The following is a 17,398-nucleotide window of genomic DNA, read 5'->3' as shown; positions in this document are numbered from 1 at the left end:
CTCTACTATGGGCTTTAACAACAAAGATTAAAGACCCTCTTAATCTTTAAGCAATTTACCAATTTCCTGAAGTTACTCTTGAATAGTTATTATCGTTAATGGAAATTGTTTATTTATTGAGTTTGGAGCTCCAAAACCCTCAGCTATAAAAGATAAACAATCAATAACCTCAGTCTGTGTCGCGTTATGACAACTCCGTTTTGCAAATTTCATTGGCTTTTAGCGGTATTTATATGGCTAACTTAAAGAAGGCTTAAGGGGGTACCCAAAAGTCCTAATTATTATCAAGGTTGATTAAAGCTGGGGCTGAGATCAATGGCAGGTTAAATAGAGGCGATCATTTATACCAATGATTGATTACTACGGGTTTAACTGCCTTTAGAAACATCAGTGACCCAGGGAAGTTTTATAATGGCAAAAAGTTATATTTATATTCCCATTAATAGCGATGAAATGCAGGAGTACGCAAAGAGTTTGGCTGGGGCTTGGAATATCCCAGTAAACCAGATACTTGCGAATAAGGTAACTTCTGGTGTTGGGAAAGCGATGTATCGTTGGGTCGATAAGTGCCTCAGTAAATTGAGGCCAGAGGATACCCTTTATATTGTTACGCACGGAACGGGGGCGCCGGATGGTCAAATGATCGGTGCTGAGCGATCTGTGGGAAAAAATGTACAGAAAAAAGTGTATGTAAATGGAACGCCGAAGTGGACTGGGGGGGAATGGAAAACTTACACGCCAACAGAATTGGCGAGCACCCTGATTAAAGAGGGACTACCCGCCAATTTCGTAAATCTTCATGTGTGTGCCTGTGGTTCGGGCTATGACGGCGAAAAACTGAGACCTTGGGCCCAGCGCCTGTTGCAGAGGATGGCTACAACGCACGGGAGCCTCCAGGTAACGGGATATCGAGGTTGGTTTTCCTGCAGTACTATGCGGGTATGTATCAAGGTGGGTACCCAGTTTTACCCCCTTGAGGAGCGGGCGGTGACCTTCACCTTAGCTTAATTAGGACAGCAACGCTGGCCCCAAACCGCACAGGGATGTGCGATTGAAACTCTTTCTCGTTATTTCTATTCCGAACGATTTACTTCGTTGATAAAGGCAGAAGAAGTAAATTTCGGCACAAATACCTCTCAATAGAATCCAGTGTTCTGGCGCCATTTTTCCTCTTTAGCCTTAATCCTTGTATACCCTGAATAAGTCGCCCTGTGGGAATTTCCCTGTGCGTTGCATTAGGCGCTCCTCTATATGACCCTCGATCAGCTGCTGATTTTAATCATTCTCGCGATTACGATAGTGCTGTTTATCTGGGGGCCTTGGCGCCACGATATGGTGGCGCTGTCTTCCCTGCTCGTTTGTGTTTTCTTCGGATTAATCCCTCCTGAAAAAGCCTTTGCTGGATTTGGTCATCCCGCTGTGGTTACCGTGGCCTGCGTGCTGATTCTCAGTCGCGGCCTGCAGAATACTGGCGCTATGGGGGCCCTGGCTCAGCGGGTAGTACCGCGTAGCGGCAACATCACAATATCCATGTTATTGCTTACCGGGCTCGGTGCTCTCTTATCCGGCTTTATGAACAATGTAGGGGCTTTGGCGCTGTTGATGCCGGTGGCGGCGGATATGGCGGAAAAACAGGGCTTGGCCCCGGGTAAGGTGTTGATGCCGTTGTCTTTCGCAACCATTCTCGGTGGCATGACCACCCTGATCGGTACGCCGCCAAACCTGGTGGTCTCTGGTTTCCGAGATAGCGCGGGGGCTGGTAGTTACGGCATGTTCGATTTCACACCGGTAGGTTTAGTGGTGACTCTGGTGGGATTGCTGTTTATCGGCCTGCTGGGTTGGCGCCTAGTGCCCGGTCGTGGCCAGACGGGTGCGGCCAGTTTTGACACAGGAACCTACCTAACTGAGGCTCTGGTCGGGGAAAAGAGTGCGGCCGTGGGTAAGAGCCTGGGAGAAATTGGCAAGGTGCTGAGTGCCGAGGATGCACAGGTGGTTGGGTTGGTGCAAAGCGATGCCAGGGTCGCGGCGGTCGCTCCCTGGCAGAGGGTGCAAAGCGGGGACATTCTGGTGATTGAGGCCGAGCCCGAATCCCTGGCTGCCAGTTTATCCAGGCTGGGGCTGAAAATGGTAGGCGGCACTGAGACGGAAAAGGACAAAAAGGTTGTTGTACAGCTCGGCGGCGCGAAACCACTGGAGGATACTGATGGACGGAAAAAGGATCAGGATAAAGATAAGGGCGTACCCGCTGGCGAGGAAATGCAGCTTCGCGAACTGGTAGTGATGCCCGATTCATTCCTGGTGGGGCGCTCGATTCAGTTTGTACACCTTTCGACCCGCTATCAGATCAATCTGCTCGCCCTGTCCCGACGGGGACGTCGTTCCGTGCGGCGGCTGCGCTCAACACCGCTGCAAGCGGGCGATGCCCTGTTGATGATGGGCCCCGATGACAACCTCAGCAACTTTGCACGGGATCAGGGTTGTGTGCCTTTGGCCCAACGGGATATCGGCATGCCCAATAAAGAGAAGGCCGCAATCGCCCTGATTGCCATGGCGTTGGGAGTGGCGGGGGCGGCCTTTGGTTTGGTGCCTGCAGCAGTCTCATTCGCCACCTGTGTGCTGGCTTTTATGGCGCTGAAAGTTGTGCCACTGCGCAATATTTACGAGGCTCTGGATGGATCGGTGATTGTCTTATTGGGCACTCTGATCGCTGTGGCTGAGGTCATAGAGAGGACAGGCGCGGCGGATCTGGTGGCACAAGTACTGCTGGATAACCTGGCTCAGGGTAGCTCGGTAGTGGCTCTGGCCTTGATATTAATCATCACTATGACCCTTTCGGACTTTATGAACAATGTGGCTACCGCGGCGGTGATGTGCTCAATTGCCATCAGTACTGCCGAGCAATTAGCGGTGAATCCAGATAGCTTTTTAATGGCGGTGGCGATCGGTGCATCCTGCGCCTTTCTCACGCCGGTGGGCCACCAGAACAATACCCTAATCCTGGGGCCGGGCGGTTTTGACTTTGGCGACTACTGGCGCATGGGCCTGCCCCTGGAGATACTGGTGGTGGTTGTGAGTATCCCTATGCTGCTGTGGGTATGGCCACTCTGAGCTCAGGCGATGGAGTCGTCCACCGGTTGCGCCAGCTCCGCAAGGTAGTTGCCGCAAAAGCGCAGGATATCGGTCACTGTGATGATACCCACCAGTTCCCCCTCGCGCATAACCAGCACCGAGCCGATTCCGGTATCCGCCATGGCCATGAGAATCTTATCCAATGGATCGTGGATATCGGCAATAAAAGGGCGGCGCGCGCACAAGTCGTGGACATACAGTTGCTGCTCTTCCAAACGGTGTCCCGGTGCATTGGCCCTTTCGATATCCCCTTTGGAGATAACCGTCTCCAGATCACCGGCGCGGGTCACCGGTAGGTGGCGCACCTTGTGCTCTTCCATCAGCGCGAGGGCTTCCTCGACCGTGGCATCGATATCAATATGGTAGGGGAAAGGTGTCATCAGTGCCGCTAGAGTGGGCATATGATGGATATTGTGGGTATTGGACATAGCTTACAGTGGTTATCCAATGGTTTTTTGCAATGGGTGCTATAACAAAAGTCTGTGCAATAATTTGCAATTGGCGACTGCAGATACAATATAGCCAAAACAGGAGTGTTTGAATATCCTTTTGTTGAGGCAGATATCGCCGCCTTTGTTACACTTTGTTAGCGATAAGAGCGAAGAATCCTATTATATTCAAATGATAGAGCGTAAACAGTTGATATTTGTTGGCGAAAGATTATTATTCGCGACCTCAGCCGAGAAATATAATCAGTGTTTCGGGTTCAATACCGGAGATGGCTGAAGTCGGCTAGCTTTAAATAATGTATTTGCCGAACATATCTAGCACTGGAGTCGACCGGTGCAACGATATCTCGTTTTTGCATTCGGCTAATTCGTAATATGCCGAATATAACATCATTTAACCGCCTGTAATCGGCTAGTGGTGCTGTTAACAATTTTGATATTTCGAATAACCGGGCTCGACTCTGTGTCGGTTTCCGCCACAGTGTTTACTCTGTATTTTTAATAACCGTCGTTGAGGTTTATTGAATGTTCCAGGAATACGAACAACTCGAACAACAAATTGCCGAACACCAGGCAAGAATAGAAGAACTGCAAGAGCAAATGGCTCAGGCAGAGCGCAAAAAAGATGGCGTTATTGCTTTTGATAAGGCGCTGGTTAATCTGGCCGCCGAATACCACATGGAAGAAGAGGAATTCTTCGTTGCACGTGGCCGTCAGGTCGTTGAGTGGCTGGTAGACCAGCTGAATGATGAAGACGCTCCAGACTACGTACAGACTCTTAAGTCTCGTGTGGCCCGTCACCTGAAAAAAGAGGGTGATACCCCCCGTCGCGGCCGCCGTGCCGCTGCTGCCAGCAAGTCTGCCGAGCCTAAGCTGGAAACCGGTCACTACCGCAACCCTTATACCGGTGCCACTGTAGAAAAGAAAAAGCGCAATCCTAAAGCGCTGAGCCAGTGGATCGATGAATACGGTCTGGAAACCGTGAAAGAGTGGAAGATCTAACTCCTCTCTGGCTCCCTATCCAGTACCGGTAATACCGGTGCTGGATACTTCTCGCCACAGTTATCTTTACACTTCTTAAAAATTAAACGCATTTTCCTGTATTTCATCGAATACGGGTTTACTTTCCCTAATATCTTTTGCATAACCTCCGGCCAATGATTGGATTGAGAGAGTTTTTCTGTGTTTACCCGAATCATCGGCCTGCTAGTTTTTTGTTTTACAACCCTGAGCGGGCTCAATGCCTGGGCGGATACCGCACCATCAAATACCAGTAGCCAGGTGATTTATCTGGTGCGCCATGGGGAAAAACAGCGGGGGCCGGATGCCGGTAGAGATCCGCAACTCGCAGAGGCCGGAAAAGCGCGCGCTGAACAATTGGCTCGGATCCTCGAGGGTGTGGAAATTGATGCGGTGTACAGCACCGATTTTATTCGCACCAAGGAAACCGCCCGCCCACTGGCCGAGCAGCGGGGCTTAACGATTAAAAGCTATGATTATCGCAATCTAAAAGAGTTTGCTATGGAATTGGAGCAGGCTGGTGATCGTATCTTAGTGGTGGGGCATAGTAACACTACCTCGGAGATGGTGGCGCTGCTCGGAGGGGAGCAGGGTGCGCCGATCAGGGAATCGGATGAATATGATCGACTCTATATTGTAATTCGTGATCGCGGACAGGTGACCACCCTGCTACAACGTTACGGTGAGGACAGTAGAGAAAACAAAATGGCCGAGCACTCGGAAACCCAGTAGTTCTCAACGGATATTCTTCCTAGCCGAGCAGCTCCTGTACAAAACTGCCGACAATCTTCGAGGCAGGCCCATAGCGGTGCTCGGCGAAGGCATCCCCCACACTACTGGGTTCCAAATTTAATTCCACACTGTGCGCACCCGCGAGGTTAGCGCACTCCACAAAACCGGCCGCCGGGTAGACATTGCCAGAGGTACCGATGCTGATAAATAGATCGCACTGACTCAAAGCTGCGTAAATAGTCTCCATCTGCAATGGCATTTCCCCAAACCAAACCACATGGGGGCGCAAGGTGCCGGACAGTCCACAGCAGTCGCAACGATCCGTCACCTGTAACTCCCCCTGTAAGGAAAATAGCTGGCCGCTGACACTGCAGCGCGCTTTGAGTAGTTCACCGTGCATGTGGATCAGGTTGCTGCTGCCAGCGCGTTCGTGCAGGTCATCGATATTTTGGGTAACTAATAAAAAGTCTCCGGAAAATTCTTTTTCCAGTTCGGCTAAGGCTCGATGGGCCGGGTTGGGAGCTATAGCACCAGACAGTAGCTGTTGGCGGCGCTCGTTATAAAAGCGCTGCACCAGTTGTGGGTTGCGTTCAAAGGCTTCGGGAGTGGCGACATCTTCTATACGCTGGTTTTCCCACAAGCCATCGACCCCGCGAAAAGTTCGGATACCGGATTCCGCCGAAATACCGGCACCGGTCAGCACTACGATACGTTGATATTGCATAGGAAAAAATGTCGCCAATCTGCGGTGATTAAGAGATAAACATATATTGGTTAGTTTACGTAGAAAAATATTTTACCTGAAGCCAGAAAACCTAAATTACCTGGGGGAGGGTAAAAATGTGAAACGATCTGTGAACATTTGTAGGTTTAAAAGTAAGGGCGGCCTGGATAGGCCGCCCTTTTTATGGGTTTAATAATTTTTTTATCAATGCAATTTTAGACGGGGGCTCACTGCGCGGTTGGCCTGACCGATCAAATAGAGCAGCATGGCTTTTGGCCAACCATGGATAGCTGCCAAGTGCATGCGATAGAGGGAGCGGTAGGCAAGTCCGGCAATTCGCCCTTCTATGGTGAGGCTGCCTTTTACCAGGGTGCCCATCAAATTTCCCACCGCAGTGTATTTACTCAGGGAGACCAGTGAACCGCGATCCCGATAGTAAAAATGCCCTAATGGCTTGTCTTCAATCAGAGCGATCAGGTTGGTGGCGGTGAGCTTGGCCATCTGTTGTGCCGCTTGGGCGCGTGGCGGTACCCGCTGCTCGTCACCATCAATGCAACTGGCACAGTCTCCTATGGCAAAAATGTGTGGATCACTTTGGCTCTGTAAAGTGGTTTTCACTTCTATCTGGTTGAGGCGATTGGTGGCGAGCCCGTCGAGACGGTTGAGGAATTCCGGCGCTTTGACCCCTGCCGCCCAGACGCGAATGGCTGCGGGAATTTCCCTGCCATCGCCGGTGGTGAGACCTGAGTCACTGGCACTGGCGATACTGCAACCCGTGAGTACGCGGACACCCATTTTACTCAGTTCGCGTTCGGCGTTATTGCCCAAGCGGGCCGGAAGGGCCGGCAGCAGGTGCGGCCCAGCCTCAATGACAGTGATATCAATAGCGTCGGCACTGATTCGCCCATAGTTGCCCATTTGCTTGCTGGCGCCGACTAATTCTGCCGATAGCTCTACCCCGGTAGCGCCGCCACCGACTATGGCGATCTGCAAATTTTTATTGGTGTGGGTCTCCAGGCGCAAAAAGTGATTGAGAAGCTGCTGGTGGAATTTCTGTGCCTGTTCACTGCTGTCGAGAAAAACGCAATGGTCGCGCACACCGTGGGTGTGGAAGTCGTTGCATTTGCTCCCAATACAGAGCACTAAATAGTCGTATTCAAGCTCGCGGGGGGGCACCAGTTCATTGCCCTCGTCATCCAGCACTGCACCCAGGGTGACTACACGGCGCTCTCTGTCGAGGGACTGCAGGGCGCCGAGTTGAAACTCATAGCCATTGGCGCGAGCGTGAACCTGGTAGTTGAGGGCGTCCATATTGGCGTCCAGTGCGCCGGCGGCAACCTGATGGAGCAGGGGTTTCCAGATATGGGTGCGACTTTTATCGACCAGAGTGACTTGCGCTGCGGGGGAGTTGCGCCTTTTCCCCAGAATTGGAGTAAGGCTGAAATAGTGTCCGAGCCGCGTGGCCAGAATTAGTCCACTGGCGCCGCCGCCGACGATCACAATTTTTTTCATGGTGGGTGGTCTTCCTGTCGATTGCTAATAAGCCGACTCCCCGATCTGTGAAGACCTATCGCCGCAATACTTGGCTGCTGGCGCTTGTTTTGGCGTCAGTATCCCCTGCATTGGCAGTGATAGCAATTGGTATCAACAGGCCCTAACCAGTGGCGATGAAAATTGGAGGAAAAGTGGGGTTATCACACTTGGCTGTGTTCCGCTTCGTTATCGCGGGTAAGTAACTGCCGCCAGTGGCCATCTCTGCGCAGGCTTACCTTTGGTTGTGGATTCTCGTTACTGCTGATCACACCGATGATGGCAGCTTGGCTGCAACCACTCTGCAGTAGTGCGCGCACACAGGGCTCAGCCCTGTCTGCAGGCACTGAGGCGAGCAGGCCACCACAGGTTTGTGGATCTGTGAGCAGTGCCCAGTGTGGCAGGGATTGCCATTCCTGCGGGTTTTCCACATAAGCGTAGGCGCTGGCATTTTGCGGCTGCAGGCTGGAGAGCCAGCCGCGCTCAATGCACTGGCGGGCACCGGGAATTAACGGCAGTGGCTCGGCGATCAGCGTGGCACCGAGTCCATCGGGTTTCAGCATTTCCAGTAGGTGACCGAGCAGGCCGAAGCCGGTGACATCGGTGAGGGCGTGAGCGCCGTGCTGGGCGAATATTCCGGCGGCGGCTGCATTACTGTGCAGCATGGTTTCCAGTGCCTTCTGCAGCCAGCGCCCCTTCGCTTCCCCCATCCCCTCGGCGGCGAGAATGGTGCCGATGCCCAGAGGTTTACTCAATATCAGGCAGTCCCCATGATGAGCTCCACGCTTTTCCAGTAATTGCTCCCGCTCGGCCAAGCCATTTACGGTGAGGCCCAATTGCAGTTCCGCGCCCTCGGCGGTATGGCCACCGGATAGTACGCAGTGATGGCGATTGAGTTCGTAAATCGCACCAGCGAGCAGTTGTTGTAAATCCCGCTGGGTAATTTCCTCTGCTGCGGTGGGCAGGGTGGCCAATACCTGCGCACTTACAGGGCGCGCATGCATGGCAAATAGATCGGAGAGTGCGTGCAAAGCAGCGAGTCTTCCAAACAGCCAAGGATCGGCAACTGGGGCACGCAGTTGATCGGAACTTTGCACCAATAACTGTGAGGAAGGTAAGTCCATTACGGCGGCATCATCCCCGAGACCGCGCAACAGATAATCGGATTGTTGCGCGGGCAATTTGGCCAAGGCGCGGCGCAATACCTCCGGGCCCACTTTGGCGCCGCAGCCATTACAGCGCATGCTCGCCAGAGAAATGCCTTCGCGTTGGCTCAGTATCTCCTGGGGTTGCGCGGTCGGCATCTCTTCCATGGTGACGGGCAGATCGCTAAAACGGTGCATAAAGCTGCGGTCGATATGGTCCTTCCAGCGCCAAAGTGGCGCGCCCACTGCGGCAACTCCATTGCGCACCGCTACAGCACGCCTGCCTCCACAGGACAGCAGGCTGAGAAAGCGCTTCTGCGGGCGATAGCGCTTCAGTGGGCGCCCGGTGAGAGTCGCGCGCAGGTTATGGAAGAGCACGGGTCCCTGACGCACCGCGTAGACACCGGCCTTGGGCAGCGGCCCTGCGGAAAAGCTGGCCACATCGCCGGCGGCAAAGATTTCCTGGTGCCCCTGGGCGCGCAGTTTGCTGTCTACTAGAACGAAGCCTTTGCCGTCCAGCGCAAGCTGTGAGTCCGCCAGCCAGGGAGGGGCACAGGCATTGGTGGTGAGCAGCACCTGATCCAGCCCCAATAAATCGCCGCTGTTGTTACGCACGCCCTGTTCGTTAATTTCCGCCACGGTCCAGTTGTGGTGTACCTCTACCCCGAGGCTACGGAGTTCTCGCGCTACTAATTTTCGTGCGAGGAATGGATAGCCCTGGGGGATTTCGTCGGCGGCGTGGATCAGGTGAATTTGCACACGCCCAGAATAGAGCTGTTCCTCTAGGCTGTGAGCCATGGCCATGGCTAGCTCGCAGCCGCCGGCACCGCCCCCAATAATTCCGAGGCGCAGGGGCGTTCGGTTTTTTTGTACGTGCTTTTGCAACTTTTGCCAGAAGTTGTAGAAGTGCCCGATGGGTTTAATAGGGATGGCCAGCTCAGAACCTGGCAGTTCCCGCACTGGGGTGGCGCCGACATCCAGGGATAGCAGGTCATACTCCAGTGGGGGGCGCCCGAGCAGAGAGACCGTGCGGGCTTTTACGTCGATATGGTGGGCACAGGCCTGAATAAACCGGGCACCGGCAGCGCGACACAGGCGCGCCAAGTCAATATGCGTATCATCCAGTGAGTAGTGGCCCGCCACCATCCCCGGCAACATGCCTGAATAGGCGGTTTGGATCTGCGGGGAAACCAGCGTCAGGCGCGCGCCCGGCAACGGATTCATAGCCCACATTTGCAACACTATGGCATGGGCGTGGCCGCCGCCGACCAGAACGATATCCTGGTAGTTAGGGTGCTCCTGCATTTTTGCTCACTACTGATTCTCTGGAACGATTGCTGGGGTAAAGCCATTGCCCGCCAGCCAACTTCTCCCGCCGCGCAAATTTACTTCTGGATAAATATTAGACAGCGTGAGTTGGGGCGAGACTGATAGCACGACGTCAACTTTCATTATCGCGAATCGCAGCGTCAGGGTAAAAAAAACAACGGGGCTGGTCTTTACTTTATGGGCTCAGCTGTCGTTGCAGCTTGCGTTCAATTCATTTCGCGGCGCTATTTTTCTAATGCCAACAGAGCCTGCCCGTCATAATGCCCGCTTTCGTCATCTGCTGTGGTGGCTGATTGGCGCGTTATTGCTGCTCGAAGGGCTATCTCTGGTGCTTTCCGGTCTGGTACGCGATAAGGCCAGCGCATGGATGGCCGAGCGGGGGCTGGATTTTCAGGCGCAACACTTCCGTGTGTCTCTGCTGGATCTAAGTGTCTTGGTTGTCGATTCGCGTGCAATCAATCGCGAGGGGCGAGGTTTTTCCGCCCAGGAAATCCTGCTGGACTACAGCTGGTGGCAGTTGCTGCGTGGTCGCGCCAATCTGCCGCGGGCTTCGATCAGCGGCGCTTACATAGATCTGCAATCCACTCCTGGAGATCGACAAAGGGATTGGGAGCTGGGCGGCTGGAACCTGACCCAGGGAGAACGGCAGGATAGGGATTTTCAACTGACAATCGGTTCGGCACGCATACGTAATAGCGAGCTCTGCTATTTGCACAGACCCATCTGGTCGACGGCTTCCTGCGTTTATTTAGGCGATGTACGGGCGCGGGATTTTACCCTGGGTCTGTGGCGTAAGGGGAATGTTCCCCTCAAAGTGGATATTGCCGCTGCAGAAATTGAATTGCACGAATTGTTAGCTCGAGAGAGAGACTCTGTACGATATAACACCACCTTGGCATATTTTCATTTAAAGGCCGGAGAGTTTCGTTGGCCCAGTCTACTCACCGAGGCCGATGCCTTTCAGGCTAAATATTTCTCGAGTTGTCCACCGCAGCAGTGGGCCGATGCGATTCGCGGTTTGCAACGCTTGATCGGTCATTGTGCGGCAGCGCGTACGCTGCGAGCTGCAGGGGACTTAAAGTTTGATTTTGGTCGTGTAGCCATGGCGCAGTGGCGCCGCGCCCGCGGCGAAGGGGTTTTGTTGCGGCGCAGTGATCAGCGCTGGCAGGATTGGCGTGCAGAAACCATCGCCATTCGCGATTTTGATTATATCCGTCCAATCAAACGGCTGCGGTGGCGACGTGCAGGCGCTACCGCCTTTGATTGGTGTCCACAACACCTGCGCAATGCTGAGCATCATTTTTGTGTGCGTGCCACCACCCTAAATCTCCCCGGGCCCACCGAGTTTGACTGGAATCAGCACCTAAAAATAGCCACAGGGCCCAGCCATGCCCAACAGGTTCGCTACCTGGATGTGGCACAACCCCACAGGCAGCCCCTAACGGCACAGCAGGCCCAGTTGGGTTCGCTGAAATTCGATATGTCCAGCCGAGTTCTCTCGGTGGACAGTTTATCGGTCGATAATGCCAGTGGCTGCGTACCTGGTGAGTTGTGGAATAAGCCCGACCACTGTGTGCGTTTGGCGGGCCTGCGTGGAGAGGAAAAAGTGGCGCTGCGCTTTGGTTCGCAGCCAAAGTCGATTCCCTGGGGATTTGCCAGTGGGCCACTGTATCTTGGGCAGATGCAGTTGAAGGGATTGGCGGAGGAAAAACTGAAACTGCGTCAATTACAATGGGGCGGCATTGACACTTTGGCATCCGATACGCCTTATTCCATTCAAGATTTCTCCCTGGAATCTCTATCCGGTTGTCTATCGCGTGGCTTGCTGCCGGAGGGCCTGGGGCCTCTGTGTGCCCAGCTGAGTAGTCTGCGGGGGCAGGGGAATTTTGCTCTGCAACCCGGTAAGGACGGCTATGCCATTTTTGGCAAACTGGGGGTGCAGCGGCTGATGCTGGGAGACAGCCCCAGTGGCAATAAGGGCCTTTTACTGCAAAAAATGGCCAGCGGTGCCGGTTATTATCGCCGTGAAGCGGTTGAAGACCCCTGGGCCGCTAACGCCATGGCATCGGATATTGGCCCAACTGAAGCGGATTACGGCACTGAGAAGGGGCGTCTCGAGGAACAAGGACCACTGTCCAGTACTCAAATAGCCAGCGTGGACGCGCCAAATTTCAAGCTGGAAAGTGCCAGCTTACTGCGTCTAGACGGCTGCCTGCCGGATTCTTGGGCCCGCATAATCTACCGCGACTCACTTCCTCTTGAAGAAATGCCAACTTGCTTTGACCTGCGTGACTTTCGTCAACTGCAGCCGCTTCGCATAGCCTGGCGTGGAGGCATTGATATCGCCACCTCTGAGGTTTCTCTTGAGCAGGCCCTAGCGCACACAGCACACAATCGCTCCCTACTAAATATAAAAAACCTGAATTTGCCACTGGTAAGAATCCGCCACTCAGAAGCCGCCATACTCAGCACTTACATAGCCCTGCCGGGGAGTGATTTAAAGACCTTATACACCTGCCTACCCGATATAGCGGTTTTCTCTGATATTCATATTCGCTGTATTGATTTTCAGGAACTTCAACTTGGCGAGGCGTTTCATTTTGAATTTGGTCGCCAACAGGCATCGGCTAACCTAAATGACTCCAGTATTGCCCAGGTTCAATTGCTTGGGCGGGACGATGTAGCCGCTCTGAATGTACAGAAACTCTCTCTGCCGGTTCTGGAGTTTCTATGGTCCCGCAATGGCAGTGCTTCTTCTGAAATAAAGTTTGAAAAACTGTCTGCAGAATCCCTGCAAGCTTGTCTGCCACAGCAACAGGGAATACAAGAAAAATTACCGCACTGTATTTTCAGTCGGGATTTACACTCAATCAATAATAGTGGCATGGTTTTGGGGGAGACTAAGTTTACCCGTACAGTCTCTGCTGAGCCCCTCTGGCAGTTCTCAAAGCTAGAAATTCCAAAGATCTACTTTTCCCCAGGCTCTATCGATCTCTATGATTTATCTATCGATAACATCTTAGTTTGTGGTTTGCAGCGCTTAATGCCTGGTGGGGCTGATAGAGCCAATTTAGCTGATTGTATTGAAACCCCACAGATAAAATTTACTGGGAACCCAATTCGTATTGGTTTCGACCAGGGTATTGACCGCCTAAGTTTTGGCACGGTACAAGCTGGTCCAATCGCCTTCTGGCAAAAAGGTCAAGACTTCCTTCAAGCTGGCCTGCAAAAGCTGAGCTGGGGGGGGCTTAATTGGAACGGCGGAAAGGATTTTTCCGTTACCGATTTAAAGGTTATCAATACGCGGATCTGCCTGCCGGATTCTGGCAAGACTGTGACAATTGAACGGCTTGAGCGATCTAGAGCCGGGGATACACGGCGGTGTTATGGCATAGATGAGCTATATATGCCCGGTTTACAGCACATATCTCTGAAAAAGCCTTTTGCGCTTAAGGGTTCGTTGCACTTGGCCGGCCTCTCAATTCCCCGAAAAAATACCCCACCTATTAAAATTCCCAGCTTTCAACTGGATAATATCTCTTTTGAAGGTGAGTCGCTGGCAAGGATTCAGAATGTCAGTGGCTGTTTACCTGCCGGACTGTTAAAAGACAAAAAGTTTGCTCCGTGTTATCAAATGGGGCAGTTGCGTTTGGGGGGAATGGAAAGCCTGCAGGCATCAACAGGGAGAACATTTCTGCTCAGAGACATCAGTGTGGCAGAAATACAAATGCACGAAGCGGGGTTTCCTCAAGGTCTACCTCTTCCCTTGTTAAAAACCCAGAGACTACAGGTTGAACAGTTGCGTTTTGGAGACCGGTCCTTAGGGGTACAACAACTGCGCCTCCTGGATATCGCTAGTTGTATTCCCGCCGGTTACTTTGACCAAGGCAGTCACTGCCTTAAATTCGGAGCTGTTGATCTAGATGGTAATTTTAGTGGAGCACATGGGCTAACGCTGTCCCTGTTTAAAGTTGAGAATATTGATCTCTTTTCGCCAAAAGGCGAATTGCTGGTGGAGGGGGAACGTATTGAAGTTTCACACTTCTCCATGAATTCAGAAGAGTGGTATTTTGCCTGGGGAGAAGCCGTACATTTCCACTTTTTTAATCGGGACCCTGGCGTCCCAGAATTTGAACGCCATAGTACTGTTGGGGACTTCAGGCTATTACATATCAAAGCCTTAAGTTTTGATCGACGTAAGGAGTTGCTAACGATTGATTTTATCGATTTCCTGAAGCCACGCTTTATCTTGTTGAGAGATGAGCAGGGCCAGTTTCCTGTGACTTGGGAAATTGCTGAGCTGCGTGGCATACCGATTAATCAATATATCCACCGGAAGAAAAAACTGCGGCCGCCACTTTCTTATCATATAGGTGATATCTATTTGCGCCACGGCACTTTTACTTGGGTAGACCGAAAGCATGAGTTCCGCGCTCGCCTGCCGGTGCGTGATATAAACCTTAATCTCACTGATATCAGTAATTTGGGAGAACATCCTCCAGCTGTTGTAGTGGCGAACGGCCGTCCCGGTGGGTTTGGCGATATTCAATTGGCTGGGACGATTGATTATCTTGGGCAGCAAAAATGGAATGCAGATCTGACCGGTTATTTGGCCAATGTAAATATGATACCGGCTACCCCCTATATGGCCAAACTACTTGGCTTCAAGATACTGCAAGGGCAGATGGACGCTGTGGTTAACATCCATGTCCACGAAAATCAACTGAATGCCTTTGCCGATGTCGTGCTGGAAAAAATAAAAGTTCGGCGAGTGCGAGAAGACGATCAACTGTCGGTTAAAAAGAGATTTATTCCCCTGAATCTTGCTCTTTGGTTGCTGAAAGATGGAAAAGGGAATGTAAAGTTTGGTATGCCGGTTACCGGTAATATTCGTGATCCCAAGTTTTCCATGGAATATGTGTTTAGTGAGCTTCTGCAAAAAGCCATCATGGATGCACTATTTAGTTACTTCACCCCTTATGGTATTTATCTTTTGGGTAAATTGGCTTGGGGGCGGTTTATGGCTAAGTCATTTGATTCTATCGACTTTGCTCCAGGTAGTGCGGAGTTAACCGGTTTAGCCCTGGCACAGCTTCAGCAAATGGTGGCAGTGCTGCACAAACACCCAGATGCCCGTCCTGGGGTATGTGGAATTGCCAATGCCAGGGACTGGAATGCAATGTATCCCAACTCCACCATTGGTCTGCGCGGTAGTCGTCGTTTCCTGTCTAATTTTTATCGTAGGCCACCCATTATCTTGCGAGAAGAATTTGAGAAGCTCGCTTTGGAGCGCAGTCGCAAGGTTGAACGCTACTTAATTGACGCTGGCATTCCTGCGGCGGAGCTGATCCCCTGTGCTCCGGATTATATGGGGCGAGATTTCGGTGAGCCAAGGGTCGAATTTTCCAATTAACGTTGATGCATATTTGCCAAGTTACTACTAGGTCAGAAGGAAAGAATACACTGCGCTCAAGACGCGCTGTGAATACATCCCTGTAAGCTCGTAATCGGCATCCATGCCTCATACGGTCCCGAGCGCAGTGTATTCTTTCCTTCCCCCTTTTTAGTAATAGCTTATAAGTTGTTGGCTTGGTTTTTTTGATAACGGAGGAGAGCCTTTTAATGGCTTTTTCTAGGAAACTATTCTTTTGGTAGAGCATAACCGATCTCCTATGTAGATATGGACTTTACATTGATAAATTTTCTTGTGATCTTTCAGTTGTTTTATTAATCAGTATTGCCGATATGACCGTTGAATTTAGTGTGTCAGATACCTGAACTCTAGAGCACAAATATAAGGTATTTTTAATCTAGTTTGATGTGGTTCTCGTTTTTGTGACATAGTTGATGTGTGAATACCTCTCTTTAGGTAGTGCTATTTACCACTGATATTGCGACTATCTGCTTATATCTTTAAAAGAATAATATTCAAGGAATGAATGTGAGAATAACCCTGTTTTTCCTATTGCTGTTTCCAGTTTCTATATTTGCTGTTGAACAGCAGCAGCCTCTCAAAACCATGTCCGCGTGTCTAGTAATGAATAAATGGAGTGCCTGGGGTATGTGGGAATTCCAGGTTTACGCAATGGCCAGGGAGAAGATCTTAATTGGCGATAAGGAAAATCACTTCCTATTTACAGCGGATGAGCCGGGTTTTCGCCACATCATTGCTGGTGAGGAAGTCGCAAATTACCCAGAGGCAACCACCCTGGAAGATCTAGGTTGGTTGTGTAAGGAAAATTGCCCGCTGAATCACACCAAAAGGATCAACTGGTTCAAGCGACGCTGCAAGTCTTATGAATCTTAGATTGCCCTATGGCAAGAGTTAGTAAGTGTACGCTTCTATAGCTTTACAGAAGAGAGAGAAAAATATGAATGATACTAATCAAGTCCAGGGAAGCTGCCTGTGCGGTTCTGTGACCATTAAGGCTGAGTTGCCTTCTTCTGACCTTGGGGTCTGTCATTGTGGTATGTGTAAGAAATGGAGTGGTGGCCCACTGTTGGCAGTAGACTGCCAGACCAGTGTTGAAATCTCCGGTGAAGAACATGTATCGGTATTTGACTCTTCAGACTGGGCTGAGCGTGGTTTCTGCTCTAATTGTGGCTCCCATCTCTTCTACCGCTTAAAGGAAACTCAGCAGTATTCGGTACCTGCAGGTATCTTCGAGCTTCCCCCAGAAGTAACAATGACCCATCAGATATTTATTGATGAGAAGCCCACTTACTATAGCTTCGCCAACGAGACCAGAAATATAACCGGCCTAGAGTTGGTCACTGAATTTTCTGGGGAGTGAGTGGTTACACACTCCCAGCTGCTATTTGGGGGACCATTTGTCCCCCTTTAAGGTTACTATTAGTCGCTAACAGTGCTTTTGGATTTGGATTTATGAGCAACTGTGCCCGCAGCAGAGTTTGCGGGTGACACGAGGTTCCCACAAGCAGTCATACTAAGCTGCAGAAAGGGCCTAAAAATGTGGAATGACCGAGTAGTAATAGGGAGTGGCAAACTGCCATGACAGAAACACAGATAGTAGAAATTTTCCTGGCTAATCAATGGTGGTCCATAATCGCACTAGTGATATGTGTCATAGGTGTCACCTTGTGTTGGTTTGGAGGCCTTATGGCCGCACTCACCGCCTTGGGGAATAAGCATTGGATTTGGGGTATTGTAACCATATTTCTTGGGCCCATTACCGGGATACCCTATGCACTGCGTTATAAAGAGGCGGAGTATGCTCGCTCATTGATGTTGCGAGGTGTCTGGATTCTGCTGATTGGTTTAATTATTTTTGTGCTTATACTTCTTTTGGCTGCTTGAGTTTTCATAAGTCCTAAAACTG

The 17,398-nt window shown here is 51.3% G+C and carries 12 protein-coding genes; 8 read left to right on the top strand and 4 right to left on the bottom strand.

All coding sequences use genetic code 11. The annotated features are described in order from the left end of the window. Nucleotides 1-411 precede the first annotated feature (411 nt). On the top strand, nucleotides 412-1,008 hold the full coding sequence (locus FIU95_RS17650) for a hypothetical protein (RefSeq protein WP_152455054.1): 597 nt from the start codon (nucleotides 412-414) through the stop codon (nucleotides 1,006-1,008). Between the two features lie 243 nt (nucleotides 1,009-1,251). Beyond that, nucleotides 1,252-3,108 (top strand): SLC13 family permease, encoded by a 1,857-nt coding sequence (locus FIU95_RS17645; RefSeq protein WP_152455052.1) that lies wholly within the window; start codon nucleotides 1,252-1,254, stop codon nucleotides 3,106-3,108. A 2-nt stretch (nucleotides 3,109-3,110) separates the two neighbouring features. On the opposite strand, the gene FIU95_RS17640 is transcribed toward FIU95_RS17645, so the two are convergent. Further along, complete coding sequence (locus FIU95_RS17640) at nucleotides 3,111-3,557, bottom strand: CBS domain-containing protein (protein WP_253868726.1); 447 nt, start codon at nucleotides 3,555-3,557, stop codon at nucleotides 3,111-3,113. Nucleotides 3,558-4,103: 546 nt separating this feature from the next. Between FIU95_RS17640 and FIU95_RS17635 the strand changes: the two genes are divergently transcribed. Beyond that, nucleotides 4,104-4,580: a DNA binding protein gene (locus tag FIU95_RS17635; RefSeq protein WP_152455050.1), complete on the top strand. Its 477-nt coding sequence runs from the start codon at nucleotides 4,104-4,106 to the stop codon at nucleotides 4,578-4,580. 180 nt (nucleotides 4,581-4,760) lie between these two features. Further along, complete coding sequence (locus tag FIU95_RS17630) at nucleotides 4,761-5,330, top strand: histidine phosphatase family protein (protein WP_152455048.1); 570 nt, start codon at nucleotides 4,761-4,763, stop codon at nucleotides 5,328-5,330. A 19-nt stretch (nucleotides 5,331-5,349) separates the two neighbouring features. Here the strand turns inward: FIU95_RS17630 and cobB are convergent, their stop codons facing one another. The 3 genes from cobB to selD form a co-directional block, all read right to left on the bottom strand. Next, the gene (gene cobB / locus FIU95_RS17625) at nucleotides 5,350-6,054 is read right to left on the bottom strand and encodes a Sir2 family NAD+-dependent deacetylase (RefSeq protein WP_152455046.1); all 705 of its coding nucleotides are present in this window, start codon (nucleotides 6,052-6,054) and stop codon (nucleotides 5,350-5,352) included. A 204-nt stretch (nucleotides 6,055-6,258) separates the two neighbouring features. Beyond that, entirely contained in the window at nucleotides 6,259-7,566 is a 1,308-nt protein-coding gene (locus FIU95_RS17620; RefSeq protein WP_152455044.1) for an NAD(P)/FAD-dependent oxidoreductase, read from the bottom strand. A gap of 182 nt (nucleotides 7,567-7,748) precedes the next feature. Next, nucleotides 7,749-10,034 (bottom strand): selenide, water dikinase SelD, encoded by a 2,286-nt coding sequence (selD, locus tag FIU95_RS17615; RefSeq protein ID WP_152455042.1) that lies wholly within the window; start codon nucleotides 10,032-10,034, stop codon nucleotides 7,749-7,751. Between the two features lie 259 nt (nucleotides 10,035-10,293). On the opposite strand from selD, the gene FIU95_RS17610 reads away from it, so the two are divergent. From FIU95_RS17610 to FIU95_RS21575, 4 genes are all read left to right on the top strand, one after another. Further along, nucleotides 10,294-15,471 (top strand): DUF748 domain-containing protein, encoded by a 5,178-nt coding sequence (locus FIU95_RS17610; protein WP_152455040.1) that lies wholly within the window; start codon nucleotides 10,294-10,296, stop codon nucleotides 15,469-15,471. Nucleotides 15,472-15,999: 528 nt separating this feature from the next. Then, the gene (locus FIU95_RS17605) at nucleotides 16,000-16,365 is read left to right on the top strand and encodes a hypothetical protein (RefSeq protein ID WP_152455038.1); all 366 of its coding nucleotides are present in this window, start codon (nucleotides 16,000-16,002) and stop codon (nucleotides 16,363-16,365) included. 64 nt (nucleotides 16,366-16,429) lie between these two features. Then, nucleotides 16,430-16,852, top strand: a complete 423-nt coding sequence (locus FIU95_RS17600) for a GFA family protein (protein ID WP_152455037.1) — start codon at nucleotides 16,430-16,432, stop codon at nucleotides 16,850-16,852. 326 nt (nucleotides 16,853-17,178) lie between these two features. Beyond that, entirely contained in the window at nucleotides 17,179-17,376 is a 198-nt protein-coding gene (locus FIU95_RS21575; RefSeq protein WP_253868724.1) for a hypothetical protein, read from the top strand. Nucleotides 17,377-17,398 lie beyond the last annotated feature (22 nt).

Origin of the sequence: Microbulbifer sp. THAF38, assembly GCF_009363535.1 — a bacterium.
Lineage (GTDB): Bacteria > Pseudomonadota > Gammaproteobacteria > Pseudomonadales > Cellvibrionaceae > Microbulbifer.
This window is presented reverse-complemented; position numbering and strand designations above follow the sequence as displayed.